24 protein-coding genes and 1 riboswitch are annotated in these 24,539 nt (G+C 75.2%); of the genes, 11 read left to right on the top strand and 13 right to left on the bottom strand.

Features of this window, described 5'->3' with window-relative positions:
• Positions 1–44 precede the first annotated feature (44 nt).
• Positions 45–1,298 (bottom strand): glycoside hydrolase family 64 protein, encoded by a 1,254-nt coding sequence (locus ACSUPT_RS28475; protein ID WP_436946280.1) that lies wholly within the window; start codon positions 1,296–1,298, stop codon positions 45–47.
• A gap of 323 nt (positions 1,299–1,621) precedes the next feature.
• On the opposite strand from ACSUPT_RS28475, the gene ACSUPT_RS28470 reads away from it, so the two are divergent.
• Positions 1,622–2,083, top strand: a complete 462-nt coding sequence (locus ACSUPT_RS28470; protein WP_365729122.1) for a cupin domain-containing protein — start codon at positions 1,622–1,624, stop codon at positions 2,081–2,083.
• 210 nt (positions 2,084–2,293) lie between these two features.
• Positions 2,294–4,039: an ABC-F family ATP-binding cassette domain-containing protein gene (locus tag ACSUPT_RS28465; RefSeq protein WP_436946067.1), complete on the top strand. Its 1,746-nt coding sequence runs from the start codon at positions 2,294–2,296 to the stop codon at positions 4,037–4,039.
• A 157-nt stretch (positions 4,040–4,196) separates the two neighbouring features.
• On the opposite strand, the gene ACSUPT_RS28460 is transcribed toward ACSUPT_RS28465, so the two are convergent.
• The gene (locus ACSUPT_RS28460; protein ID WP_436946066.1) at positions 4,197–5,846 is read right to left on the bottom strand and encodes a trypsin-like serine protease; all 1,650 of its coding nucleotides are present in this window, start codon (positions 5,844–5,846) and stop codon (positions 4,197–4,199) included.
• A 193-nt stretch (positions 5,847–6,039) separates the two neighbouring features.
• On the bottom strand, positions 6,040–6,486 hold the full coding sequence (locus ACSUPT_RS28455; RefSeq protein ID WP_361659568.1) for a hypothetical protein: 447 nt from the start codon (positions 6,484–6,486) through the stop codon (positions 6,040–6,042).
• 222 nt (positions 6,487–6,708) lie between these two features.
• Here ACSUPT_RS28455 and ACSUPT_RS28450 point away from each other — a divergent pair, with 222 nt between their 5' ends.
• Positions 6,709–7,050: a tetratricopeptide repeat protein gene (locus tag ACSUPT_RS28450; protein WP_351966074.1), complete on the top strand. Its 342-nt coding sequence runs from the start codon at positions 6,709–6,711 to the stop codon at positions 7,048–7,050.
• Between the two features lie 256 nt (positions 7,051–7,306).
• Positions 7,307–8,509, top strand: coding sequence for a globin domain-containing protein (locus ACSUPT_RS28445; protein ID WP_361659571.1), 1,203 nt, complete (start codon positions 7,307–7,309; stop codon positions 8,507–8,509).
• A 212-nt stretch (positions 8,510–8,721) separates the two neighbouring features.
• Here ACSUPT_RS28445 and ACSUPT_RS28440 read toward each other — a convergent pair whose 3' ends face one another.
• Positions 8,722–9,456 (bottom strand): response regulator transcription factor, encoded by a 735-nt coding sequence (locus ACSUPT_RS28440; protein WP_361659574.1) that lies wholly within the window; start codon positions 9,454–9,456, stop codon positions 8,722–8,724.
• 239 nt (positions 9,457–9,695) lie between these two features.
• Here ACSUPT_RS28440 and ACSUPT_RS28435 point away from each other — a divergent pair, with 239 nt between their 5' ends.
• Positions 9,696–10,160, top strand: coding sequence for a pyridoxamine 5'-phosphate oxidase family protein (locus tag ACSUPT_RS28435; RefSeq protein ID WP_403503639.1), 465 nt, complete (start codon positions 9,696–9,698; stop codon positions 10,158–10,160).
• Between the two features lie 198 nt (positions 10,161–10,358).
• On the opposite strand, the gene ACSUPT_RS28430 is transcribed toward ACSUPT_RS28435, so the two are convergent.
• The gene (locus tag ACSUPT_RS28430) at positions 10,359–12,053 is read right to left on the bottom strand and encodes a GAF domain-containing protein (protein WP_436946279.1); all 1,695 of its coding nucleotides are present in this window, start codon (positions 12,051–12,053) and stop codon (positions 10,359–10,361) included.
• Positions 12,054–12,214: 161 nt separating this feature from the next.
• Positions 12,215–13,372 (bottom strand): FAD-dependent monooxygenase, encoded by a 1,158-nt coding sequence (locus ACSUPT_RS28425; RefSeq protein ID WP_351966078.1) that lies wholly within the window; start codon positions 13,370–13,372, stop codon positions 12,215–12,217.
• A gap of 73 nt (positions 13,373–13,445) precedes the next feature.
• Here ACSUPT_RS28425 and ACSUPT_RS28420 point away from each other — a divergent pair, with 73 nt between their 5' ends.
• The 4 genes from ACSUPT_RS28420 to ACSUPT_RS28405 all read left to right on the top strand — a co-directional run bounded on the left by ACSUPT_RS28420 (position 13,446) and on the right by ACSUPT_RS28405 (position 16,710).
• Positions 13,446–14,003 carry a TetR/AcrR family transcriptional regulator gene (locus ACSUPT_RS28420; protein ID WP_436946065.1) on the top strand — a complete coding sequence of 186 codons (558 nt, stop codon included), beginning with the start codon at positions 13,446–13,448 and terminating at the stop codon, positions 14,001–14,003.
• 339 nt (positions 14,004–14,342) lie between these two features.
• Positions 14,343–14,939 (top strand): choice-of-anchor C family protein, encoded by a 597-nt coding sequence (locus tag ACSUPT_RS28415; protein ID WP_361659580.1) that lies wholly within the window; start codon positions 14,343–14,345, stop codon positions 14,937–14,939.
• 231 nt (positions 14,940–15,170) lie between these two features.
• Positions 15,171–15,509: a methyltransferase domain-containing protein gene (locus ACSUPT_RS28410; RefSeq protein WP_436946064.1), complete on the top strand. Its 339-nt coding sequence runs from the start codon at positions 15,171–15,173 to the stop codon at positions 15,507–15,509.
• Positions 15,510–15,651: 142 nt separating this feature from the next.
• Positions 15,652–16,710, top strand: coding sequence for a GNAT family N-acetyltransferase (locus ACSUPT_RS28405; protein WP_436946063.1), 1,059 nt, complete (start codon positions 15,652–15,654; stop codon positions 16,708–16,710).
• 298 nt (positions 16,711–17,008) lie between these two features.
• Here the strand turns inward: ACSUPT_RS28405 and ACSUPT_RS28400 are convergent, their stop codons facing one another.
• The 4 genes from ACSUPT_RS28400 to ACSUPT_RS28385 all read right to left on the bottom strand — a co-directional run bounded on the left by ACSUPT_RS28400 (position 17,009) and on the right by ACSUPT_RS28385 (position 19,959).
• Complete coding sequence (locus ACSUPT_RS28400) at positions 17,009–17,569, bottom strand: RICIN domain-containing protein (RefSeq protein ID WP_351966083.1); 561 nt, start codon at positions 17,567–17,569, stop codon at positions 17,009–17,011.
• A gap of 328 nt (positions 17,570–17,897) precedes the next feature.
• Positions 17,898–18,350: a hypothetical protein gene (locus ACSUPT_RS28395; protein WP_365727036.1), complete on the bottom strand. Its 453-nt coding sequence runs from the start codon at positions 18,348–18,350 to the stop codon at positions 17,898–17,900.
• A gap of 225 nt (positions 18,351–18,575) precedes the next feature.
• Positions 18,576–19,163, bottom strand: a complete 588-nt coding sequence (locus ACSUPT_RS28390) for a GNAT family N-acetyltransferase (protein WP_351968389.1) — start codon at positions 19,161–19,163, stop codon at positions 18,576–18,578.
• Positions 19,164–19,296: 133 nt separating this feature from the next.
• Positions 19,297–19,959 carry a lysophospholipid acyltransferase family protein gene (locus tag ACSUPT_RS28385; protein WP_351968404.1) on the bottom strand — a complete coding sequence of 221 codons (663 nt, stop codon included), beginning with the start codon at positions 19,957–19,959 and terminating at the stop codon, positions 19,297–19,299.
• 165 nt (positions 19,960–20,124) lie between these two features.
• Here ACSUPT_RS28385 and ACSUPT_RS28380 point away from each other — a divergent pair, with 165 nt between their 5' ends.
• Positions 20,125–21,444 (top strand): cation:proton antiporter, encoded by a 1,320-nt coding sequence (locus ACSUPT_RS28380; protein WP_436946062.1) that lies wholly within the window; start codon positions 20,125–20,127, stop codon positions 21,442–21,444.
• 18 nt (positions 21,445–21,462) lie between these two features.
• Here the strand turns inward: ACSUPT_RS28380 and ACSUPT_RS28375 are convergent, their stop codons facing one another.
• Both ACSUPT_RS28375 and ACSUPT_RS28370 read right to left on the bottom strand, forming a co-directional pair.
• Entirely contained in the window at positions 21,463–22,302 is an 840-nt protein-coding gene (locus ACSUPT_RS28375) for a hypothetical protein (protein WP_351968391.1), read from the bottom strand.
• Between the two features lie 47 nt (positions 22,303–22,349).
• Complete coding sequence (locus ACSUPT_RS28370; RefSeq protein ID WP_351968392.1) at positions 22,350–22,970, bottom strand: L-threonylcarbamoyladenylate synthase; 621 nt, start codon at positions 22,968–22,970, stop codon at positions 22,350–22,352.
• Positions 22,971–23,131: 161 nt separating this feature from the next.
• On the opposite strand from ACSUPT_RS28370, the gene ACSUPT_RS28365 reads away from it, so the two are divergent.
• The gene (locus tag ACSUPT_RS28365) at positions 23,132–23,419 is read left to right on the top strand and encodes a hypothetical protein (protein ID WP_351968393.1); all 288 of its coding nucleotides are present in this window, start codon (positions 23,132–23,134) and stop codon (positions 23,417–23,419) included.
• Positions 23,420–23,664: 245 nt separating this feature from the next.
• Here the strand turns inward: ACSUPT_RS28365 and ACSUPT_RS28360 are convergent, their stop codons facing one another.
• Entirely contained in the window at positions 23,665–24,150 is a 486-nt protein-coding gene (locus tag ACSUPT_RS28360) for a C40 family peptidase (RefSeq protein ID WP_351968394.1), read from the bottom strand.
• A gap of 3 nt (positions 24,151–24,153) precedes the next feature.
• Positions 24,154–24,328, bottom strand: a riboswitch (cyclic di-AMP (ydaO/yuaA leader).
• Positions 24,329–24,539: the final 211 nt, after the last annotated feature.

Genomic DNA, 24,539 nt, shown 5'->3' with positions numbered 1-24,539 from the left:
GCGCGCTGCCGGGAGGCCACCGGGGTCCGGGGTCGTGCCCGCGGCTATCCGACCGTCAGGGTGAAGCGGCGCGGGTTGCCGTCGTGGGCGGCGCCCGAGACGTCCGGGCGGCCGTCGGGGCGTACGTCGTCGTACGGGAAGGCGTACCCGATCGGGGTGTGGGCGTGGACGGCGCGCGCCCAGTGGTTGGTGGACGGGTCGCGGTAGTAGTCCGAGGGCGCGGGTCCGTTCGGCTGGTCGGGGTGGGTGAGGAGCGTCGTGCGGTTGAAGCCCGCGGCGAGCCGGGCCAGCAGCGCCTTGCGGTCGTCGGAGTCGCCGGGGTTGTTGGCGAACGGCCCGTGGTTGCAGGTGAAGACGTCCTTCGACGTGGGCTTGGTGAAGCTGTGGCCGCCGGTGAAGGTGAGGACGTCGCCGTAGACCCGGCCGGTGCGCACCCCGCGGCCGCCCTGGAGGTCGATGCGCAGGTCGGTGGTGCGGTACTTCTGCCAGACCCGGTCGATGTAGCCGGTGAACGCGTCGCGGAACGGCATCTGCGCGGGGCGGTCGAAGTACGGCGCCATGAGGTTCTGCGGGGAGATGACCCGCAGGACGCTCCCGTTCGACGCGCGGATGACCAGCTTGTCCCACGGCTGCCCGTCGCGCGCGGCCTGGGCGACGAGGTCGTCCGCGATCCGCTGCACGGCGCCGGCCGGGAGCGGGGCGACCGTGTGGGTGGCGTCGCCGGTGAGGGTGAGGCCGATGGGCAGCGCGGTCACCAGGTCGACGTAGCTGATGTTGGCGTACAGCTGCTGCGGGTTGAAGGTGAACTCGGCGAACGACCAGATCCGGTTGTAGTTGCGGTCCGAGGGCGTCGCGAAGGCCGGTTCGACCAGGGCGGGGCCGGGGTTGAGGAAGAAGTCCAGCTTGTTGTCGCGTACGAAGTAGACACGGGCGCCGTACATCTGCGGCAGCGTCAGCACGACCGGGCCCGCGCCGGCCGGGCGCAGGGGTATCGCGCAGTCCACGGGCAGCGGCGTCATCGTGCCGGCGGGCGACTCGGGGCGGTACACGCCGCCGCCCGGGCGCAGCAGCACCCAGCGGCCGGTGCCCTGTTCACGGCCGGTGACGTAGGCGTGGACCGTGCCCGGAAGGGACCGGTTCTCCAGGGCCAGTTCGCACGTGGCGGGCGCGGCGGACGCCCGGCCCCCGAGGCCGAACGCGGTCGCCGCGGCGGCGACCGCGGTACCGGCGAGCAGCGACCGGCGGGTGAGGCCGCGCGAGGGGAGGCGGTGCGAGGGGGTGCCGGGGCGTGACGACATGTCAGATGCCATGGGGATGCACTCCTTGTGGGGGAAGAGGAGCTGTGGGGTGCGGCCACTCTGGCGCCGGGGGCCGGAGGCGTCAAGACATGGAGCTGAGAGCGCTCTCAATTTTGCTCGGTCTTCACAACTTGGCGCCCACGTCGGGTTGTTGGCTGCATGCCCGCGGCGCTCCGGCGGGTCGGCCCGGTGCCCGCCCCTGGGACGCGTACGGTGACGGATACGCGCGGCGGATACGCGGCCGACCGCGCGTGCGGATACGCGCGGTGGGTGCGCGCGGCGGAGGGCGGGAGGCGGTACGCGTGGCGGAGGGCGGGGCGGCCGTGCCGGACTGGAGAGAGCGACTCGGCCTGGAGGCGCATCCCGAGGGCGGGTACTTCCGGCGGATCTACACCAGCCCCCAGGTCGTGGCCACCGCCCACGGGCCGCGCCCGACGGCCACGTCCATCCACTACCTGCTCACCCGCGACCAGCCGGTCGGCCGCCTCCACCGCAACCGCGCCGACATCCTGCACTTCCTCCTCGACGGCGGCCCGGTCGAGTACGTCACCCTCCCCCCGGACGGCCGACTGGAGCGGACCGCCCTGCGCACCGGCGACCGGCAGTTCCTCGCCGTGCCCGGCGGGGTGTGGAAGGCGTCCCGACTCGTCGGCGGCGCGGACCACGCCCTGGTGGCGGAGGTGGTGACGCCCGGGTTCGACTACGCCGACCACCGGTTCGCCGGACCCGAGGACTTCGCCCACCTGCCGGCGCTGCGCGACGCGCTCGCCCCGTTCCTGCGCTGAAGCGCGACCGGTCCGCGCGTAAACCCTTCGACGCCGGCGCGCCGCTTTCCGTAGACTCGGGTCCATGGGTTCGTACTACTTCTTTCTCTGATTCCGGGCGCGGGCACGCGGTGACCGCCGGCCTTCAGGCCGTCGCGGCGACGCCGTCGTCCCCTTCCCCAGGCCCATGAACCCGGCCTGTGCCCAGGCATTCCACTCAGGGAAAGAACCATGCGCGACCGCGCCCCCTCTCAGCTGTCCGTCAAGGACGTCGCCAAGTCGTACGGCCCGCGGACCGTCCTCGACCAGGTGTCCTTCTCCGTCCGCCCCGGCGAGCGCGTCGGGATCGTCGGCGACAACGGCTCCGGCAAGTCGACCCTGCTGCGGCTGCTCGCCGGCCTCGACCGGCCCGACTCCGGTGAGATCAGCGTCCGCTTCCCCGGCGGTGTCGGGCATCTCGCCCAGACCCTGGCGCTCCCGCCCTCCCGCACCGTGCAGGACGCGGTCGACCTCGCCCTCGCCGACCTGCGCGCGCTCGAGCGGCGCATACGGGAGGCCGAGGCGGGCCTCGCCGACGCGACCCCCGAACGGCTCGACGCGTACGGCGAGCTGCTGACCTTGTTCGAGGAGCGCGGCGGATACGAGGCGGACGCCCGCGTCGACGCGGCGCTCCACGGCCTCGGTGTGGGCGGGCTGGCGCGGGACCGGACACTCGGCTCGCTGTCCGGCGGCGAGCAGTCGCGCCTGGTGCTGGCCTGCGTCCTCGCCTCGGGCGCCGAACTGCTGCTGCTCGACGAACCGACCAACCACCTGGACCTCGCGGCCGTCCGGTGGCTGGAGGACCGGCTGCGCGCCCATCGGGGGACCGTGCTGGCGGTGACCCACGACCGGGCGTTCCTGGAGGCGGTCGCCACGGCGATCCTGGAGGTCGACCGGGACACGCGGGGAGTGCACCGGTACGGCGACGGCTGGGCCGGGTACCGCGCCGCGAAGGCCGCCGACCACCGCCGCCGCGTGCGGGAGCACGAGGAGTGGCGGGACGAACTGGCCCGTACGGAGGCGCTGGTCGAGGCCGCGGGGCAGCGGCTCGCCGCCACCGGCAAGGACCCGCGCGAGGGGTTCGGCAAGCACCGGCGCTCCTCGGAGGCGAAGCTGTCGGGCCGGGTGCGCGCCGCCCGCGTGCGGCTGGAGCAGCTGCACCGGTCGCCGGTGCCCGCACCGCCCGAGCCGCTGCGGTTCACGGCACGCCTCGGGGGTGGGGCTGCGGTGGACGGCGCGGTCCCCGACGGGGCGGCGCCGGGCGCGGCGGCGGTGGGCGCGGCGGCGGTGGGCGCGGCCGTACCGGGCGGGGCGGTGCCTTCCGGGGCGTCCGGGGGGATGCGCGAGGCGGTGCCCGGGGGCGTGGTCGCCGAGCTGGCGGACGTCGTCGTGGCGGACCGGCTGCGGCTGCCGCGGCTGCGGATCGGGGCGGGGCAGCGTCTGCTGGTGTCCGGCCCCAACGGCGCGGGCAAGTCGACGCTGCTGCGCGTCCTCGCCGGTGAGCTGCGCCCCGACACCGGTACGGTCCGCCGCACCGGGCGCGTCGGGTACCTGCCGCAGGAGCTTCCCGCCGTGCCGTCGCGCGGGTCGCTGCTGGCGGCGTACGCGGCGGGGCGCCCGGGGCTGCCGGAGGAGTACGCGGACGAGCTGCTGGCGCTGGGGCTGTTCCGTGAGGACGACCTGGACGTGCCGGTGGCCGCGCTCTCGGCGGGCCAGCAGCGAAGGCTGGAGCTGGCCCGTCTGGTGGCCCGCCCGGTGGACCTGCTGGTCCTGGACGAGCCCACCAACCACGTCTCGCCCGGTCTCGTCGAGGACCTGGAGGAGGCGCTGGCGCGGTACGGGGGCGCGGTGGTGGCCGTGTCGCACGACCGCCGGTTCCGGGGCGGCTTCACCGGCGACCGGCTGGAGCTGCGGGACGGGCGGGTCGCGACGGCCTGAGCTCCGGGCCGCCCGCGCCGCCTCCGTACCGGCCGGGCGGCTCGGGCCGGCCGGCATAGGCCGGTACGGCGCGGGCGGGTGCGGCGGTCCACGGGCCCCGGGCCGCCCGCGCCGCCTCGGTGCCGGCCGTGCGGCGCGGGCGGGGGCCGCGGTGCGGTCAGAGCATGCCGGTGACGCTCAGGTGGGTGGGCGTTCCGGCCGCGCCGGTCAGGGCGACCGGGACGGTCGGGGCCCAGGTGCGGTCGGCGTGCCGGGTCGTGTGGAGGACCTTGCCGTCGGCGGTGACGGCGGCCACCTGCAGTTCGCCGTCGACGTGCGCGGCGCTGACGGACCTCGCCGTGACCGTGCCCCAGACGCCGGAAAGGTTGCCGTACACGGTCCAGCTGCCCGCGCCGTTGCGGACGGTGTGGTACTGCTTCGTCCCGTTGTCCGTGGCGATGACGACGTGCGCGTCGGTGCCGACCCCGGCGATGGCGACGGACGAGACCGGTCCGGTCACGCCGACTGCCCCGGTCATGTCGCCCCAGCCGGTCCAGCGGCCGGTGCCGGTGTCGCGGACGGTGTGGTACGGCTTGCCGCCGGTGACCGCGACGGTGTGGAGATTGCCGCCGACGCTCGCCGTGGCGACGGAGGTCACCGCGCCGATCGGTCCGGCGGCGCCGGCCACGTCGCCGAAGCGGGTCCACTGGCCGGCGGCGTCGCGGCGGGTGTGGAACACCTTGTTGCCGGCGAGCGCGACGACGTGCAGTTCGTGGCCGATGGAGACCGCGGAGACCTGCTGGACGTTGCCGAGGGTCCCGGCGACCGCGCCGACGTCGCCGAACGCGGTCCAGGTGCCGTCGCCCCGGCGTATCGCGTGGCGGAGCTTGCCGGCCGCGTCGATGGCGAGGACGTGGGTGTCGCGGCTGAGGCCCGCCGCCGCGACCGCGCGGGCGGAGGCGAGGACGCCGCCGATGCTGCCCGCCTCGGCCTGGACGTCGCGGAAGCCGCCCCACGTGCCGTCGGCGAGCCGGACGCCCTGGTAGAGGCCCTGGTCGGTCTGGACGAAGGTGCGGGACTTCCAGCCGGGCTGCGCGGCCCGCACGTCGACGACCCACTGGCGGAGGTCGTCGACGCGGGAGGCCACGGCGTTCCTGCGGGTCTCGGTCTCCGGGACGCCGAGGCAGCCGGCCTTCCAGGAGCGGCTCGCGAGGGCGACCACCGCGCCGGAGGCGTCGGTGACGGGGCCGCCCGCGTCGCCCTGGCAGATGGCGTCGCCGGTCTGGGCGCCCTCGATGGCGAGCTCCGTCGCCGTGGCGGAGGTGGTGGTGAAGGCCGCCGTGTGGATCCGGTCGGGGACCCAGGCGGTCTTCGTACGGCCGAAGCCGGCGGCGGTCAGGGCGGTCCCGGCGGCGGGGGCGCCGCCGTCGGCGAGCCTGGCCGGGGTGACGCCGGTGGCCTCGCGGTCGAGCCGCGCGAGGAGCACATCGCGGTCGTCGCGGGGGAACAGCTCCGCGATCGTGTACGTGCCGGTTCCCGCGGTGACCTTGACCGGCTCCAGGGGCTTGCCGGGTGCGACACCGGTGCCGGGCGTGGCGGTGAAGCAGCTCTGCGAGGTGAGCAGCCACTGGGCGGCGATCAGGGTGCCGGAGCAGCCGCGGGCGGTGGCGGGGTCGCCGACGGTGATCTGGACGGTGTGCGCGTGGGTGCCGGCCGTGTCGGGCGTGCCGATGGCGGCGACCGCCGTGCCGGGCGGCAGCAGGCCGGCGCCGAGCACGGCGGTCAGACCGAGGGCCGTCCAGGCGGACCGGGGACGGGCACGGAGCATGGAGGTCTTCCTTCGTCGTGTGGGAACGTCACATCCCTTGTGCGGAGGCGGTGTCGAAGTGAACGCGGGAACACCACGACCGTGGGATCCCGTGCAGACTACCGGGGGAGACGGATTCTTCGATCTTGAAATTCGCCGCGTTCCGGCGGCAGTTGGCGGAGGCCGGGATTCCGGCGCCGGGGCGGAAGGGGCGTCAGCCGTAGGTGCGGCGGCACAGTTCGGCGAGGGAGGGGTCCACGGTGCCCCGCGCCGCCTGGCACAGGTCGCGCATCTGGACGGACTGCCGCACGGCGGGCCGGGGCAGGGGCGCGGGCCGCTGCGCGCCCGGGTCGTCCCCGGCGGCGGGGCGCCCGTCCCGCCCCGGCGCTGCGTCACGCGTGTCGGCCGGCCGGGGCGGCCGCTCGGCGGCGCGGCGGGAGGCCGCCGCGCGGGACGGGCCGGGTCCGGCGTCGGCCAGCTCCTCGCGCGGTGCCGCCGGCGCCGGGGGCGCGGCGGGCGGAACCGGCCGTGAGGGGCGCCCCGCCGCGGGTGCGTCGTCCGCGGCGGGTGACGGGGCGGGGGGACGGCCCTGCACGGAGGTGCATCCGGCGAGCGCGAGCAGGGCGGCCAGCATCACGGGGGCGAGGCGAGAGGTACGCATACGGCTACGGTGCCCGCCGCCCCCTAGGACGGAGGGCGGGACGTGCCGGGGGCCACCGTGACGGGTGAGAGCGCTCACAGGGCGCTGACGGCGGACGCGGCCGAACGGGTGGGGTGGCGGGACGCGCTCCGGGCCCGGGGGCGACAGGTAGTGGAATTTTCAACGATCAGCGGGCGTTCCCCGTACCGCAGCCCGGCGAGGGCGTACCAGAGAGGGAGCGCAGTGAGCGAGACGTACTTCGAGTTCGGCACGGCCGCCGACCGGTGGGACCGCGCCCAGATGTTCTTCGAGGCGAAGGAGTACCAGACCGCCGCCCGTATCCTGCGCGGCCTGGTCGCCGAGTTCCCCGGGCAGACCGCCCAGCGGCTGCTGCTCGCCCGCGCCTACTACCACTCCGCCCAGCTCAAGCGCGCCGAGACGGAGCTGCGGGCGGTGCTGGAGCGCGACCCCGTCGAGGGGTACGCCCGGCTGATGCTCGGCCGCACCCTGGAGCGGCAGGGCCGTCACGCGGAGGCGGCCCCGCACCTGCGGATGGCTGCCGCGATGTCGGGCGAACCGGCGTAGCCCTCGCGCCGCGGGGACGGAGGCCGGACGGCCCGCACGCAGGGGCCGACGTGCCCCTCCCCGTCCGGCCCCCCGGGGCCCTGTGTCCCGGCCCGCTGGACGCGCTCCGGTCCGGAAGGCCCCGGTCGGCGGGCCCTTGGTCCCGCCGACCGGCGGGACCGGACCGGGGCGTGCGCGGGGCTGCTACACAGGGAGTGCCTGCCGGAGTCCCGCCACCGCGCGGCACCTCCAACTCCCCCTTTCCCCCAGGAGCGTCATGCTGTCTGCCGAGTCGGCCGCGATGATCCGGGCCACCCTGCCTGCCGTCGGCGGGGCGCTGGACGAGATCACCACCCGGTTCTACGCCACGATGTTCGCCGACCGCCCCGAGCTGCTGGACGGCATGTTCAACAGGGGCAACCAGGCCGGCGGCGCCCAGCGCCGGGCGCTCGCCGGGTCCATCGCCGCGTTCGCCGGGGCGCTGCTCACCGAGCCCGGCACCCGCCCGGACACGCTGCTCGCCCGCATCGCGCACAAGCACGTGGCCGTCGGCGTCACCGACGACCAGTACACGATCGTGCACAAGTACCTGTTCGGCGCCATCGCGGAGGTGCTCGGCGACGCCGTCACACCGGAGGTGGCCGCCGCCTGGGACGAGGTGTACTGGCTGATGGCCGGCGCCCTCATCGCCCAGGAGGCGCGGCTCTACCTGGAGGCACAGGTCAGGCCGGGGCACCCGTGGCGGCAGTGGACGGTGGTGGAGCGCCGGGAGGAGACGGGTGACACCGTGTCGTTCCTGCTGCGCCCCGCCGACGGCGCCCCCGCGCCGCGGGCCCGCGCCGGGCAGTACGTCAGCGTGCGGGTCCGGATGCCCGACGGGGTGCACCAACTGCGCCAGTACAGCCTGTCGTCGGCGCCCGGGGACGAGGTGCGCAGGATCACCGTCAAGCGGGTGACCGGCGAGGGGGCGCCCGACGGGGAGGTGTCGAACCTGCTGCACCGCACCGTCGGCGCCGGTGACGAGCTGACCCTGTCGGCCCCGTTCGGCGACGTCGTCCTGGACGATTCGGACGCGCCGCTGGTGCTGGTCTCCGCCGGGATCGGGTGCACGCCCATGGTGGGCATGCTGGAGCACCTGGCCGCGACCGGCTCCACCCGCCCCGTCACGGTCCTGCACGCCGACCGCTCGCCCGCCGCCCACGCGCTGCGCGCCGACACCGGCCGGCTGGTGGCCGAACTGCCCGACGCGGACGCGGTGTTCTGGTACGAGAGCGACGCGCGGGGCGTGCCGGGTGCCCGTACGGGCCTGATGCGGGTCGACGAGGTGGACGTACCGGCCGACGCGAGCGTGTACCTGTGCGGGCCGCTGCCCTTCATGCGCGAGGTCCGCGGGCGGCTGCTGCGGGGCGGCGTACCGGCGCGGAACATCCGCTACGAGGTGTTCGGCCCCGATCTGTGGCTGGCCGACGCCACCTCCTGAGCCAGGGTCCCCCAGCCCCTGGGCCGACGCCCGGCTCCCCTCCCCCGGAAGCCGGGCGTCCGGCATGCCGGGACTCCCGCCGGGGCCCGGCGTGGCCTGGAGGCCGCACCGGGACGTACCGCCTCGCGGTGGCGGCCGGTCGGCCGGGCGCGGGTGGGCGTACGGCCCGGTGCGGGGAACGTACGGCCCGGTGCGGGAGCCCTTCCCGGCCGTCAGCCGCGGGTGCGGCCGTCGCGGCCCGGCGCGGTTCCGCCCCGCTCCTCGGGCGTCCCCAGGGCCTGGGTGGCGATGACGGCGGCCTGGACGCGGCGTTCGACGCCCAGCTTGGCGAGGAGCCGGGAGATGTTGTTCTTGACGGTCTTCTCCGCCAGGTAGAGCCGCTTGCCGATCTCCCGGTTCGTCAGCCCCTCCCCCACCAACGCCAGGATCTCCCGCTCGCGCTCCGTCAGCCCGGCCAGCGTCGACGGCGCCTGCTCCCGCGGCTGTTCGGCACCGCCGCGCAGGCGGGCCATCACGCGCGCGGTGGCGCCGGGGTCCAGCATCGACTGTCCGGACGCGACCGTGCGCACGGCGTGGACCAGGTCCGTCCCGGTGATCTGCTTGAGCACGTACCCGGACGCCCCAGCCATGATCGCGTCCAGCAGGGCCTCCTCGTCGTCGAAGGAGGTCAGCATCAGACAGGCCAGCTCCGGCATGCGGGAGCGCAGTTCGCGGCAGACGCTCACGCCGTCCCCGTCCGGGAGGCGGACGTCGAGGACGGCGACCTGGGGCCGCAGCGCGGGGACGCGCGCCAGCGCCTGCTCGGCCGTGCCGGCCTCCCCCACCACGGTGAGGTCCGGCTCGGCGTCCAGCAGGTCGTGCACCCCGCGGCGCACCACCTCGTGGTCGTCGAGCAGGAAGACCCTGACCGGTTCCTTCTCGCCGGGGCCGCCGCTGCTGTCCGTCATCGCACTCTCCGTCGTTCCGCCTGGACCCCGGGGAAGGGGCATCCTCCGCATCGTGCCCGTCCGGCGGGACGTTCGGCCAGGGCCGTTCGGCCCTGATGCCGCGGGTGCCCGCCGTTCGGGTCGCCGCTCGCGTCCCGAAGGGGTCCGTTCGGCCCTGTCGCGGCAGATGGCGCCCCGGCACCCTGGCCGGAAGGCACCCTCACGGGGCGGACGCGGAGCCGGAACAGAAGGTGGGCACGATGAACGACGCAGCCACGCAGCGAACGGTGGCCGGCCACCGGGAGACGGTGGCACCCCGGCGCATGGCCCACCTCGGGCGCGCGGAGGCGCTGCGGCTGCTGGGCACGGTCTCGCTGGGGCGGATCGTCTTCACGCAGCACGCGCTCCCCGCGATCCGCCCGGTCAACCACCTCATGGAGGGCGACGACATCGTCGTGCGGCTGCACGACGGCGCGACGCTCGCCTCCGTGGTGGCGCCCACCGACACGGGCGGGGTGGTGGTGGCGTACGAGGCGGACGCCATCGACCCGGAGACGCATCTCGGCTGGAGCGTGGTCGTCACCGGCTACGCCCACCGCATCACGGACGCCGGGGAACTGGCGCGGGTCGCCGCCCGGCTGCGGCCGTGGGTGGCGGTCCCCGCGGCGGACGCGGCCCTGCGCATCCGCCCCGACCTCGTCACGGGACTGCGGCTGACGGTCTAGGGGGCCTGGTCGACACGCGGGGCGCGGCCCCGTCCCGTACCGGCACCCTGCCCGTACGGGGCCTTCCACGGGACGCTGCCGGTCCCGCACGATCACGGTCGGCACGTCTCGGCCGGCACGATCCCGGTCCCGCGCAGGCCCTTCCCCGTCCGGTGCCCGGTCCCGTCCGGTGCCCGGTCCCGGCGGGCAGGCGGTGGGTCAGGCGTCGCCGCGGGTGAGCGGGGCGCGCCACACGAGGCGGGCGCCGCCCCCGTCCGGGCGGCCGGTCCGCAGGGTGCCGCCCACGGCGCGGGCGCGTTCCTCCAGGTTGCGCAGGCCGCTGCGCCTGCCGCCCTCGGGGATGCCCCGGCCGTTGTCCGTCACCGTCAGGACGACCTCGTCGGCGGTGGCCTGCAGGGACACCTCGACGCGGGTGGCGTGGGCGTGCCGGGCGGCGTTGCTGAGCGTCTCGGTGAGGGCGGCCATCACGTGTTCGGCCACCTCCGGCGGCACGTCCGTGTCGAGGAGGCCCTCCATGCTGAGGCGGGGCGGGAAGCCGAGCGTGTCGGCCGCCTCGCCGACCGCGCGGGCGGCGCGGGCCCGCAGGCTCGGCCCGGCGTCCTCGTCGCGGGCGCGCAGTCCGAAGATGGTCGAGCGGATGATCTTGATGGTTTCGTCGAGGTCCTCGACGGCGCGGGTGACGCGTTCGGCCGCGCCCTCGTGCCGGACGAGCCGTGCGGCGCTCTGCAGCGTCATACCGGTGGCGAAGAGGCGCTGGATCGCCAGGTCGTGGAGGTCGCGGGCGATGCGGTCCCGGTCCTCCAGCAGGGCGAGCTGTTCGGCGTCGGTACGGCGCTGGGCCAGCTCCAAGGCGAGCGCCGCCTGCCCGGCGAACGCCAGCAGCGGCTGCAACTCGCCCTCCGTGAAGACGGGTTCGCCCTGGCGGCGGGCGAGCAGCAGGACGCCGCGCGTGTCGTGCGCCTCGGTCCCCAGGGGTACGGCGACGGCGGGGCCCATGCCGTCGAAGCGGCGGGGTCCGGCCGCGTAGCGCTCGTCGTCGGCGAGGCCCGTGGTGGTGACCGGGGCGCCCGCCTCGTAGGCGGCCCCGGACAGGGTGCCGGCGGCGGGGACGACCAGGCCGCGGCGGCGCTCGCCGCCCGCGCCCAGGGCCAGTTCGACCACCAGGTCCTGCGTGCCGGGGACCGGCACGGTCACGTCGGCGAGCGCCGCCCCGGTGATCTCCCGGGCGCGGCGGGCGATCAGCTCGAGGACGCGCAGGCGCGGGCTGCCGGAGAGCAGATTGTGGGTGATCTCGGCGTTGGCCTGCAGCCAGCGCTGCTGGCGCTGGGACGCCTCGTACAGGCGGGCGTTGTCGATGGCGACGCCGGCGGCGACGGACAGGGTCGCGATCACCGACTCGTCCTCGGCGTCGAAGTCCTGGCCGCCCCGCTTGTCGGTGAGGTACAGGTTCCCGAAGACCTCGTCGCGCACGCGGATGGGCACGCCGAGGAACGTCCGCATCGGCGGATGGTGGGCGGGGAAGCCGTACGACGCCTCGTGGCTGCTCAGTTCGCCGAGCCGCAGCGGCTCGGGCTTGCGGATGAGTTCGCCGAGGATGCCGTGGCCGGCCGGGAGGGGGCCGATCCTGGCGATCTCCTCGTCGGTGAGGCCGACGGTGAGGAACTGCGACAGGGTGCGCCCGTCGGGGCCGATCACGCCGAGCGCCCCGTACTGCGCGTCGACCAGCAGCGCGGCGGCTTCCACGATGCGCCGCAGCACCTGCGAGAGGTCCAGTTCCCGGCCTACGGAGACGACGGCCTCCAGGAGGCTGTGCACCCGGTCGCGGGTTCCGCGGGCGGCGTTGATGCGCGCCTGCAGTTCCTCCAGCAGCTCGTCGAGCCGCATCCGGGGCATCCGCGACAAGGGGCCCTCGACGCCCACCGGTCCTCCTCCATCGATCGCCCGCTGTGCACCGGCAGCCTATCGGCCGGGTGTACGAGCGCGGACGCCGCTCCACGCCCGCCACCAGGGGAGGTGCCGCCCCCGTACACCGCTCGCCGCGGGGCGCGGCCGCGTCAGCCCAGCCGGGGCGGGGTCCAGGCGTGGTGCCGGAGGATCATGCGTGTCGCGGCGCGGGAGGGTGTCAGCCGCATCGCCGTGTTGCGCAGGCCGACGGCCAGCGGGTGGGAGAGCCGCTGGCCCAGCCGTCCGGCTTGCCGGGCGGCGCGGGCGACCGCCTGGGCGCGCGGCCGGCGCTCCGCGTCGTAGCGGGCGAGCGCGGCCTCGGTCGTGGGCTCGGTGGCGAGCGCGGCGGCGAGGGTGACCGCGTCCTCGAGCGCCTGGCAGGCGCCCTGTCCGAGGAACGGGGTCATCGCGTGCGCGGCGTCGCCGAGCAGCGCGATCCGGCCGGCGGTGTACGAGGGGAGCGGTGTGCGGATCTCCCCGACGTCGTGGTGCAGCACGGCGCCGGGACGGGTGGCGTCGAGCAGCGCGGGGATCGGGTCGTGCCAGTCCCGGAACCGTCGGCGCAGCTCTGCCAGCGGGTCGGCGAAGCGCGTCCCGGCGGGCAGGCTGAGGACGGCGTGCCACTCGGCCCGCCCGTCCCGCAGGGCGATGTGTCCGAACTCGGCGCCCCTCCCCCAGGTCAGCTCGAAGTCGGTGCGCAGCTCGACCGGTTGCCGGGTGATGGCGCGCAGCACCGTCGAGCCGCTGTAGACGGGTCCGGGGTGGGCCGGGAAGAGAAGGCCGCGCACCGCGCTGCCGATGCCGTCGGCGGCGACGACCAGGTCGGCGTCCAGGACCGTGCCGCCGCAGTCGACGCGCACCGTGCCCGGGCCGGTCTGCCGGACCGGGCCGGCCTGGGAGCCGATCAGCAGGGACTCGGCGGGCAGGGCCTCGCGGAGCAGCCGGTGGAGGGTGGAGCGGGCGATGCCCATGATGGGGGTGCCCACCGCCTTCTCCAGCACCGCGCCGTCCATCCGGGACAGCCAGCCGCCGTCCGGTGTGCGGGTGCCGCCCTTGTACTGGCCGCGCGAGGCGCTTCGCACCGCGTCCCCGACGCCGAGTTCGTCCAGGGCCCGCAGGCCGTTGGCGGCCAGGGATATGCCCGCTCCGGCGTCGTCGAGCGTGGACGCGCGCTCGACGACCGTCACGTCCCATCCGATACGGCGCAGGCCGATCGCGGCGGCGAGCCCGCCGATGCCCCCGCCGACCACCACTGCCGCCTTGCCCATGCCTGACCCCCAGAGTCTTCTACATCTGTAGAAGATCACCTTATCCGAGGCTCTACAGGTGTAGAAAGGAGCCATGGCTTCGGATCGGCGCACCCTCCTCGCGGACGCGGCTCTCGACGTACTGGCCGACGAAGGGATGCGCGGCCTGACGCACCGGGCGGTCGACCGGCGGGCGGCGCTGCCCGCCGGCACCACGTCGGCGTACTTCCGCACCCGGGCCGCGCTGCTCACCGCACTCGTCACGCGCCTCGTCCGGCTCGACCAGGCGGAGCTGCAGACGATGGCCGAACGCCTCGCCCCCATCCGTACGTCCGGGGAGCTGGTGGACGCTCTGGTATCGCTGACCCGTCAGCGGCTCACCGGAGAGGGCCGCCGACGCTCGCTCGCCCGCTACGCGTGCGCCGTCGAGAGCGTGCGGGACCCCGAGCTGCGCGAGATCCTCATCCCCCGTGAGAACGCCGGCCGCGAGGCCGTCCGGCTGTTCCTCGCCCAGCGGGGGGTGCCGGATGTGGAGACCCGCACCCACACACTGCTGACCTGTGTCGACGGGCTGGTCTTCGACCGGCTGGTGTCCGGCGGAGAGGTGGCGCGCGAACCTCTCGAAGGCCTTGTCGCCGCCGCGCTGCGCTAGACCGCGCCCCGGAACCCCGCCCGGCGGGCACACCCCGTACCGTTCGCCCGTTCACCGTCCGCCTTCATGCGGCGCACCGCGCCGCTCCCGCCGCCACGGTCGGCGAGAACCGCGCGGCCGTCGTGGCGCGGGCCGCGCGGCCCGTGGCCGGTTCGCGGTGGGCGTGCGCGCCGGGGTCCGCGCCGGCCCGCCCGCTCGGGCGACTGCCGGGGAGCGCCCGCGCACCACGCCGAGCGGCGGGCGCTCCCGCACACCCGGCCGGCCCCCTTCTCGCGCCTCTCCCGCAGCCGGGACGCTGAACGTGCTCCACCGGATCATCACTCATCCCAGGAGGGCACCATGGCGTTATCCCGCTCCTTCGCCACCACGGTCGCGGCCGGCCTGCTCGCGGCCGGGACGGTCGTGGCGATGGCCGCCCCGGCCTCGGCGGCGAGCCGCTTCGACGACGGCAGCTTCGAGTACCCGACCGCCCCGGCGAACTCGTTCCAGACGGTGTCCAGCGGCCAGAGCATCGGCCCGTGGCGGGTGACGAGCGGGGCGGTGGACCACATCGGCGCCGGCTTCTGGCAGGCCGCCGAGGGGGACCAGTCCGTCGACCTCAACGCCACGCAGCCCGGCACGGTGTCGCAGACCTTCACCACCACGGCCGGCAGGAAGTACACCGTCACCTACGCGCTGGCGGCGAACCCGGAGGGCGGCCCGGCCGTGAAGACGGGCCGGGTCCTGGTGGACGGGCAGAACTTCCAGGACTTCTCTTTCGACTCCACCGGCAAGACCCGCGCCGCCATGGGCTATGTGACCCGGCAGGTGACGTTCGTGGCCAACGGGCCGACCACGACGCTCGGCTTCACCAGCACCGTGGCGGGCGCGTACGGCCCGGTCATCGACGACGTACGGGTCGACGACGCCTGCTGCTCCTGTTCCTGCTCCTCCTAGGCGGGACGGCCGCAGCGGCGCTCACGGCGACGACACCCTCGCGGCGCGGCGGCCCCGGGCCGTGCCGACCGGAGACAACCCGGTCGGCACGGCCCTTCGCCCGCGTGCGCCCGCCGGGGAGCGCTCGCGGCCAGGCGGCCCCCGGGCCCCGCCGGACACCGTCGGGCGCGCTCTCGGACGGCCCGGCGCCGTCGGCACCGCCCGGCGGCGCCGGGTGCGTACCGTCGGGGTATGCCGCAGCTCTCGCCCCGTCTCGCCGAAGCCGTCGCCGCGCTGCCGCTCGCCCCGCATCTGCGGGTGCTGGAGATCGGGTGCGGGCCGGGAGCCGCCGCCCGCGCTGTCGCCGCGCGGCTGGACACCGGGCACATCCTGGCGATCGACCGGTCGGCGGCCGCGGTGGCGCGGGCGCGGGCCGCCTGCGCCGACGAGATCGCCTCCGGCCGCCTCACCGTACGGCTGTGCGCCGCCGAGGAGTTGCACCGGAGCCCGGAGAAGGGCCGTTCGACCTCGTCTTCGCCTTCCGGGTCGGCGCGCTCGACGGACGCCATCCGGAGGCGGGGCGCCTGGTGATGGCCCGTGTCGCCGCAGCCCTCGCGCCCGGAGGGCGGGTCTTCACCGACGGCGGCGATCCCCTGCGGGAGTTGCCGGTACGGCGGGGATGACCGCGGAAAACCCGTGTACGGGGCGGGGGCCGCCGCATAGGGTCGCCCCCATGCCGATCATGGGTCCACAGGACATCGACGAGGCGGTCGCCGCCACCACCTCCGCGCTGCGCGGGGTGACCGACCGGGACTGGTCCGTTCCGGCGAACGGCCTGGAGTGGAGCTGCCACGACACGGCCGTCCACATCGCCGACGACTTCACCGGATACGCCACCCAGCTGACGGGCCGTGCGACCCACGGGTACGCCCCCTTCGAGGTCGTGGCGGCGCCCGGCACCACCCCCGACGGCCTGCTCCGCGTGCTGGAGGCCACGGGAGGGCTGCTGGCCGCGGCCGTGTTCCGCACGCCCCCGGACGTCCGGGCCTGGCATCCGTACGGCGTGGCGGGCGGGGACGGGTTCGCGGCCATGGGGGTCGTCGAGGCGCTCGTGCACACCCACGACATCCTCACCGCGCACGGCGTGCACGACTGGCAGCCACCGGCGCACCTGTGCGCACGGGTGCTGGAGCGGCTGTTCCCGCACGTCCCTCGCGACGGCGACCCGTGGCGGGCGCTGCTGTGGGCCACGGGCCGCGGTGAGCTCGGCGGCCTGCCGCGCCTCGGCGCGTGGCAGTGGTTCGCCGACCCGATCCGCTCCGAGCGGCTGGTCCTGTGCGAGCTCGGGCCCCGTCTCGCGGCGGATCTGCACGAGGGCGGCAGCGGCGGGTTCGCGTGGGCGGGCGGCGGCCCGGAGGAGGGGACGCGGTTCTCCGGGGGCATGGTGGTGCGGGCGCACGAGGCCGGCTCGTACCGGCCGGGCTGGGGTGCGTACGCCATCGTCCGCGCCTCCGACGGCCGCGCCGTGGGCGGCATCGGTTTCCACGCCGCGCCCGGCGCCGACGGGGAGGCGGAAGTCGGGTACGACATCGTGACGGCGGAACGCGGCAAGGGCTACGCCACCGAGGCCCTGCGCGCCCTGGCCGGCTGGGCGTTCACCCGGCCGGAGCTGACGGCGCTGCGCGCGACGGTCGAGCAGGACAACGCCCCGTCCCACGCGGTGGTCGAGAGGGCCGGGTTCACGCGGACCGGCGCGTCCGACGACGGCGTCCGCTACAGGCTGTCGCGCTGACCCGCGCCGCGGGAGCGGCCCGGGCGAGATCGCTGCGGCGCCCGGCAGGGGGCGAGGGGCCGGGGTGCGGAGGCGGCGCCCCGGGTCTTCGCGCGGGACCCGGCGGCTGGGACCTCGAGACAGCCGTCGTCCGCGCGGCGCCTGACACTGTTTCGGCCGGGCCTCATGACTCGGGGCCCGGCCCGGCCCGGCGCGCCCGGGGCGGGGCGGACATGCCTCCGGCCCGGCCCGGCGTGCCTCGGGCCCGGCCTGATGGCCGGGCCCGAGAGGGAGCCGGGGAAGTGGTCGCCGGGAGGTACTACCAGGCGGCGTCGTTGGCGCCGAGACGCCACAGCCGGTCGTCGGTGGGCATGGCGGTGTTGAGGTAGAGGGTGTTCCAACTGCCGTCGCTGTAGCGGTTCAGGGTCAGGGCCAGGGACTGGGCGACCTTGGGCTGCCAGATCCACCAGCGGGAGTTGTTGTCGTACTCGGGGCGCAGGACCCAGCGCTGCAGGTCGGAGCCGTCACAGGTGCGGACGACCACGGTCGTGCCGCGGGTGGGGGTGGCGGAGGACGGCTGGAGGCACTTGCCGGCCGCCTGGTTCTTGAACGTCATGGTCCACCGGCCGTTCTCCCAGGCACCGCCGACCTCGTCCCAGTTCTCGGTGCGGTACTTCCAGCCGGGGTCGCGCAGGCTGATCGCGGTGGCGCCCTCGCCGGTGGAGTCGTTGAGGAGGGCCAGGCGGCTGCCGTCGGTCTTGTTGAACAGGTCCTGGTTGGTGCGGTCGGCGGCGGAGGCGCCGCCCGCGGTGAGGGTGCCGAGGAACGCTGTGGTGACCGCGGCACACACGACGGCGCGCGCGAAGCGACGAGAGGACATCGGTCTCCTAGGACATGCGGTGCGTCGGGCCCCCGCGTGCGCGGGGCCGAGGGGACATGGAGCCCCACCAAGGGTGATCGCTCGCATGCGTATGGTGCACGGCGCACGAAGGCCCGCCGTACGCACGCAGGCCGGATGGCGCGAAACGAGAGAAGCGAGCCAATGTCGGCCCACTACGCGGCAAGGCGGGACAGCAAGGGCAGAAACGGTTCATCGATGGACCGGCGGGCGCGTGTCGGAACGCTTCCGAACGACCGAAACCCGCTCGTCCGCTTGTATGAACCCGTCCGGCCGCTCGCGGACGGGTCGACCGCCCGGCGACGCGCGGTCAGTGGAACCAGACGACGAGCCGGACGTTCTCCGGGCCGTGCACCTCCCCCAGCGTGCGCATCACGCTCCACACGGGCCCCCAGTGGGTCCCGTCTCCCGCGACCGATTCCCGGCTCCTGCTTCCCGAGCGGTCCGTCATCCCCCAGTCGGCGCGCGCCAGTTCCGCCCAGGTGATCCAGGTGGTGCCGTGCACGTCGCGTGGTCCGCCACAGGCCGCGAATTCCGCGCGCACCGTCTCCGAGGCGTCCGGCGGGAACCCGCGCCCCTCGGCGAGCGGTTCGAACCCGAAGCTGTTGCGCACCCCGAAGAGGCAGGCGAACGCGTCGTAGGAGTTGCCGTTGTTGAGCAGCCAGAGGTCGACGGCGGCCTGCCATCGGGAGTCCTCGTCCTCCGGACCCCACAGCCGGGCTCCAGGCCGGCACTCGATCATCCCGCTCGCCTCGGTGGACATACGTACTCTCTCCTTCCGGTCTCGGGCCCGCCTCCCCGTGGCGGTCCGCGTCACGGCTCACTCCGCGCCGCCGCCGCATCGCCACGGCGCCCCGCCCGGTGCGCCCCGGTCCCCGCGGCCGCCTCACGAACGGCACGCGTACGTCTCCAGCCGCCTCACGAACGGCACGCGTACGTCCCCGGCCGCCTCACGAACGACACGCGTACGTGTCCGGCCCCACCGGGCTCAGCGCGCCGCGGTCTCCGGGTGGACCCGCTCGTTCTCGCCGGCCCCCGTGCGCAGGCGCCAGATCACATGGACGCCGGTCTCTCCGGGGGCCTCGGGGCCCTCCGGCGCACGCACGCGCGCGACCTCCGTGAAGCCCAGGCGGGCCGCGACGGCGCCGCTCGCGGGGTTGGCCTCGTCGTGGTGGATCTCGACGCGGTCGATCCCCGGCAGCTCGCGAGCCGCCCCGACCAGCGCCGCGGCGGCCATCGTGGCCAGTCCCCGGCCCGTCCACGCGGGATGGAGCCAGTACCCGAGGTCCACGCCGCCCGGCCCGATCCGGCGGTGCACCCCGCAACTGCCCACGGCGTGCCCCTCCGAGGTGATCGCGTAGGCGAACGCCTGCCCCGTGGTCCACTGCTCCTCGGCGAACGCCAGGAACCGCTCTCCCTGCTTCCGGTCGTGGGTGGCGGCGAAGGGCATCCACGGCAGCAGGTGGTCACGCGACTCGGTGATCAGCCGGTGCAGGGCGTCGATGTCGTCCGCGCGCCATCGGCGCAGCTCGACATGTTCGAAGCGCAGCACGTCAGAGGGCTTTTGATGATCCATGGCGGGAATGCTGCCGGAACCCGGGGGCGTCGACAACGGCTTTACCCGCCCGCCGGCGGGCGACCGCCGGAAGCGCCGGGGCGGGCGGCGTGCGGGGGCCCGCGATGTGGTGCGCGCCCGTGGGCCTGCACGTCTACGCGGCGAGGGCGGCGGGCCCGTCGAGGTGGGTGACAGCGGTCCGCCAGGCGGCCGTCACCGCGGCGTGGGCCCGGCTCGTGGTGAGGGCGCGGTCGCCGGCCGGGGTCAGCGGGGCGCCCACATGGACGTGCAGGGCGGGGCGGCGCAGCGGGGCGGTGAGGACGCCCGCCACCTGCTTGACGGGGTTCCCGGACGTGATCCGGCGGGCGCCCGCCTGGCCCAGCGGGACGACCGGGGCGCCGGTGCGCTCCGCGAGGCGGGACAGGCCGGTGCGGAAGGGTCCGGGCGGCGCCTCGGCGGCGTCCTCGCGGGTGGGGATTCCCCCTTCGGCGTAGATGAGGACGATCCGGTCCCGCTTCAGCGCCGCCTCCGCCAGGTCGAGGGCGTCGGCGGCCCGGCGGTCGCCCCGGTGCACGGGGATGTGGCCGCCGCGGGCGAGGGCACCGCCGAGCAGCGGGATCCGCCACAGCCCGGCGGCCGCCATGACGACCGGCCGGACACCGAGGCGGTGCAGTGCGGCCAGGACGACGGCCGGGTCGGCGAGGGAGGTGTGGTTGGCGACGACGATGCTGCCCGGCGCGAGGTCCGCGTCCCGGTCGGCGGTCACCGTGAGGCGGCCGAAGGCGGGGACCACGGCATGGGCGAGGCGGCTGAGCATGAGGAGTCTCCCGGTGGCGGCGATGTCGCTCGTCATCGTCGGCGGCGGGCGGGCCGCGGGGACTGAGCACCTGTACTCATCTCGCGCCTGTGTGCGTACCCGGATGTGTCGTGTGACGGGTGGGTCGCTCGGGTGGGGGGCGTACCCATGGGGTGGCTGGGGCACATGTCTGCGGTGATCTCGGGTGACTTCCTCTTCACGCTGTTCGGGGCCGGAGCGCTGGCCGCCGCCGTGCTGCCGCGGCTCGTGGCGGGGCGGCCGCTGTCGATGCCGCTCGTCTTCCTGCTGTGCGGGCTGCTGTTCGCGGCGTTGCCGCTGCCGCTGCCCGAGGTCGACCCCGTGGGCCACCGGGTGTGGGTGGAGCACCTCACGGAGATCTGCGTCATCGTGTCGCTGATGGGTGCCGGGCTGGCGCTGAACCGGCCCGTGGGGTGGCGGCAGTGGCAGGCGTCGTGGCGTCTGCTGGGCGTGACGATGCCGCTGACCATCGTCGTCACCGGTCTGCTCGCCTGGTGGCTGCTGGACTGGCCGCCGGCCGCCGCGCTGCTGCTCGCCGCCGTGCTGGCGCCGACCGACCCGGTGCTGGCGTCCGAGGTGCGGGTCGGCGCGCCGACCGAGTCGGAGCACGACGAGGACGAGGTGCGGTTCGCGCTGACCAGTGAGGCGGGGCTCAACGACGGGCTGGCCTTCCCCGTCGTCATGGCGGCGGTCGCGCTGGCCGGCGCCGCCGGGGCCGGGCTGTCCGGGGACTGGGTCGGGGAGTGGCTGCTGGTCGACGTGGTCTACAAGTGCGTCGTCGGCGTCCTGGCGGGCATCGCCGTGGGCAAGCTGCTCGGCTGGCTGTTCTTCCGCGCCGGATGGCAGGCGATGCGGCTGTCCGAGCACCGGGACGGCTTCGTCGCGCTGGGCGCCACGTTCCTCGCGTACGGGGTCACGGAGCTCGCCCACGGGTACGGGTTCCTCGCCGTGTTCGTCACCGCCTGCCGCATCCGCGCGGCCGAGCGCGCGCACGGCTACCACGCCGTGCTGCACGACTTCGTGGAGCAGATCGAGCGGCTGATGACGGCCGGGCTGCTCTTCCTGCTGGGCGCGTTCGTCGCGCGCGGCGGCCTCGCCGGGCTGACCTGGCAGGGCGCCCTGGTGGGTCTGCTGCTGCTGCTCGCCATCCGGCCCGTGACCGGGTGGGTGGCGCAGCTGGGTACCGCCGCGGGTCCCCGGGAGCGCGTGGTGACGGCGTTCTTCGGCATCCGGGGCATCGGCTCGCTGTTCTACCTCGCGTACGCGCTCGGCGCGGAGGGATTCCACGTCCCGGCCGGTGAGCTGTGGGCCGTGGTGACCTTCACCATCCTGGCGTCGGTGGTCCTGCACGGGGTCAGCGCCTCACCGGTCATCTCGCGCCTCGACCGGCTGCGGCTGCTCAAGGCGCGGCGCAGGCACGGTGACGAGCGCCCCGGCGACGACGAGGTCGCGCACGAGCGGCTGTGACGCGCCGGGCGGTGCCGGTCAGCCGGCCGGCAGGAACCAGTGGGCCGCGAACGCCGCCGCCGGTCCGTACGGATGGCCGGGCTCGGTGAGCTGCCGGTACAGGAACTCGGTGGCCGTGCAGTCGAACAGCTGCCCCTCGTGGGGGCCGACCTCCGTGGCGTACACCGGCCACCGGTCCGGGTCCGGGTCCCCGGTGAGCCAGTAGAAGGTCTGCTCGTGTTCGTTGGCCGACCAGGGCAGCAGGCCACCCGGCGCCGGGTAGGCGGGGTGGGGCCGCCAGGGCGCGGGACCGGACCGGGCGTGCGCCGCCGCGTCCTGACGGATCCGCTCCGGGTCGTTCAGCTCCAGGAACCCGTCGAACAGGCCCGTACCGAAGGCGTCCACGGTCGCCTTGAAGTCGCCGGGCAGGGGCGTGCCCAGGCGCGCTTCGTGTTCCGCCCAGTCGATCGACAGGGCGGGGGTCCGGTCCCATCCCGTCACGGCCGTCAGGCGCTCCAGCCAGGAGGCGCCCGGCGGCAGGTCGCTGACGGAGGGCACGGTCCGCCGCGCCACGACGAGGGCCGGGCGCCCGTCCGCGGCCCGGCCGGACGCTATCCAGCGGCTGCTGAACGTCCACACGTGCCGCCAGGCCGTGCCGTCCAGGCGGGGCAGCGCCGCGAGGGCGGCGGCGGTGACGGGTCCCGGACCGCCGTAACGGGCCGTCAACTCCCGTGCCACGGCCTCGGCGTCGGTCCGGCCGGGCCGGGCGAGGCAGGTGTGGCCCGCCGCGTGGCCCGGCTCCGGGCAGGTCAGGTCCGTGGTGTCCGGCCAGGTGAGGCGGGCCACCTCCGCCAGGAGCCGCTGGGCGTCGTCGTTCATGCGGAAAGTCAAGCACCCGCCACCGACAGGGGCGCCGGCAGGAGGGGCTACTCGAAGCGGGAGGGGTCGCCCGCGCCCCGGCGGACGATCTCCGGGGCTCCGCCCGAGAAGTCGACGACGGTCGTCGGGGCCGTACCGCAGTCGCCCGAGTCGAGGACGGCGTCGACGACGTGGTCGAGCTGGTCCTTGATCTCCCAGCCCTGCGTCATCGGCTCCTCCTCCCCCGGCAGCAGCAGCGTGCTGGACACGAGCGGCTCGCCGAGCTCGGCCAGGAGCGCCTGGGTCACGGTGTGGTCGGGGATGCGGACCCCGACGGTCTTCTTCTTCGGGTGCTGGAGCTGGCGCGGCACCTCCTTCGTCGCGGGGAGGATGAAGGTGTAGCTGCCGGGGGTGGCGGCCTTCAGCGCCCGGAACACGTCGTTGTCGATCTGCACGAACTGGCCGAGCTGGGCGAAGTTCTGGCAGACGAGCGTGAAGTGGTGGCGGTCGTCCAGGTTCCGGATGGTGCGGATGCGCGACAGCCCCTCGCGGTTCCCCAGCTTGCAGCCGAGCGCGTAGCAGGAGTCGGTGGGGTACGCGACGAGGGCGCCGGAGCGGATCATCTCGGCCACGCTGCCGATCACGCGGCGCTGCGGGTCGTCGGGGTGCACATCGAAGTACTTCGCCATCCGACGAGCCTAACGCGGTGCCGCGCGCGGCGCCGCCCGGCGCCGGTGGGGCCGATGCGGGCGGCGTCACCGCGCGGGCGCACCGGTGCGGTTCTCGCCGGGAGCCGGGGCGGCGGTCGCGGGACCGTGTCCTGGGGGCGGGTGGCGCCGTTGATCCGGGTATGACCAAGACTCACCGTATGCTCGCCGCCCTCGCGTTCGCCGCCGGGGCGTCCGCTCTCGCCGCGCCCGCCGCGAACGCGTCCGTCGTGCCGATCGGCCCCGGCGGCCCCTCGCTCCTCAGCCAGGTGGACGACCTCGCCACGAGCGGGGTCGACGAGGACCACCGCCACCAGGTGCCGAAGGTGACCGAGCAGTTCGGCGGGCTCAGCGGCGTGCAGCAGCTGGGGCAGCTGCGGCAGGTCGTCGCCCCGGTGGCGCCCGTGCTCGGACTGGTGCCGGGACTGTAGGACCCGCCCACCCCTCGGAGGCGGCCCTCGAAGCGTGCCCCCGGACATGATGGTCCGGGGGCACACTCATGGGCGGGACTTCATGTGCCGGAGCCCTCGCGGGCCGGTCCGGGGCCGGGTCCTGGGCCTGGCGGCCGGTCAGGTTCGAGACAAGGGCGCTGGCCTGTCCGGCCGTCAGGCCCTGGGTGGCGGTCCGGGATACCGGCACGGCGCCACCCGGGGCACCGAGCATGCCCCGCGGGGTCTCAGCGGACCCGGCCGAACAGGACCTTGCTGGTCCAGAGCCGCTCCAGCTTGACCACGGAGCCGGCCTTCGGGGAGTGCCAGATGCGGTTGCTGCCGGCGTAGATGCCGACGTGGTACACCCGGCCGCCGGAGTGGAAGAACACCAGGTCGCCCTTGCGGAGGCTGGACGCCGAGATGTGGCGTGTCTTGTTGTACTGCTGCTGCGCGGTGCGCGGCAGGTTCTTGCCGGCCTTCTTGTAGGCATACAGCGTCAGGCCGGAGCAGTCGAACCGGGTCGGCCCGGCGGCCCCGTACTTGTAGGGGGAGCCCTTCTTCGACGCGGCCACGTTGAGGGCCTTCGTCGCGTACGACGGACCTGCCGTCTGCGCCTGCGCCTCGGGGGTGGCCCCCGGTGCCAGCAGGGTGCCGGCGAGGGCGGCGACGGTCAGCGCCGAGACGGCGCCGGTCCGGGACAGCTTGGACGGAACGTGATTCTGCGCGGTCATGCGCAACCCTTCGTCATCCGCCTGCGAAGGATGACCTGTCGGGTTCGGGCTGCGAAGTTGCCCGGCCGCTGACGCGGCTTCACCCCAAGGAACGGCCCTGGCGGGCACGTCCCGTACTGCTGGGTCCTCCACTCCTGCCGATCCACTTCGTGTCGACCAGATCCGGACGGCGGCAGGACTCGGCGTCCGCCCGGACCGCCTCGCCACGGCGGCGAGGGCTTGTCGTCGTCAAGGATCTTGACCCATTTCGGGAGGGATCTTCGAACGGAATCGGCATTTTGTGAGACTCCTCACCGTTGGCCGGATCGGCGTGTCGCGGATGGCCGAAGGGTTGCGGAGGGGTGTCCGCGGGGTGTGTGGCGGACGTCTCGGAGCGCTCGTGATCGCGG

It is taken from the genome of Streptomyces sp. SudanB25_2051 (genome assembly GCF_964272635.1).
In the GTDB taxonomy this organism is placed as follows: Bacteria; Actinomycetota; Actinomycetes; order Streptomycetales; family Streptomycetaceae; genus Streptomyces.
This window is presented reverse-complemented; position numbering and strand designations above follow the sequence as displayed.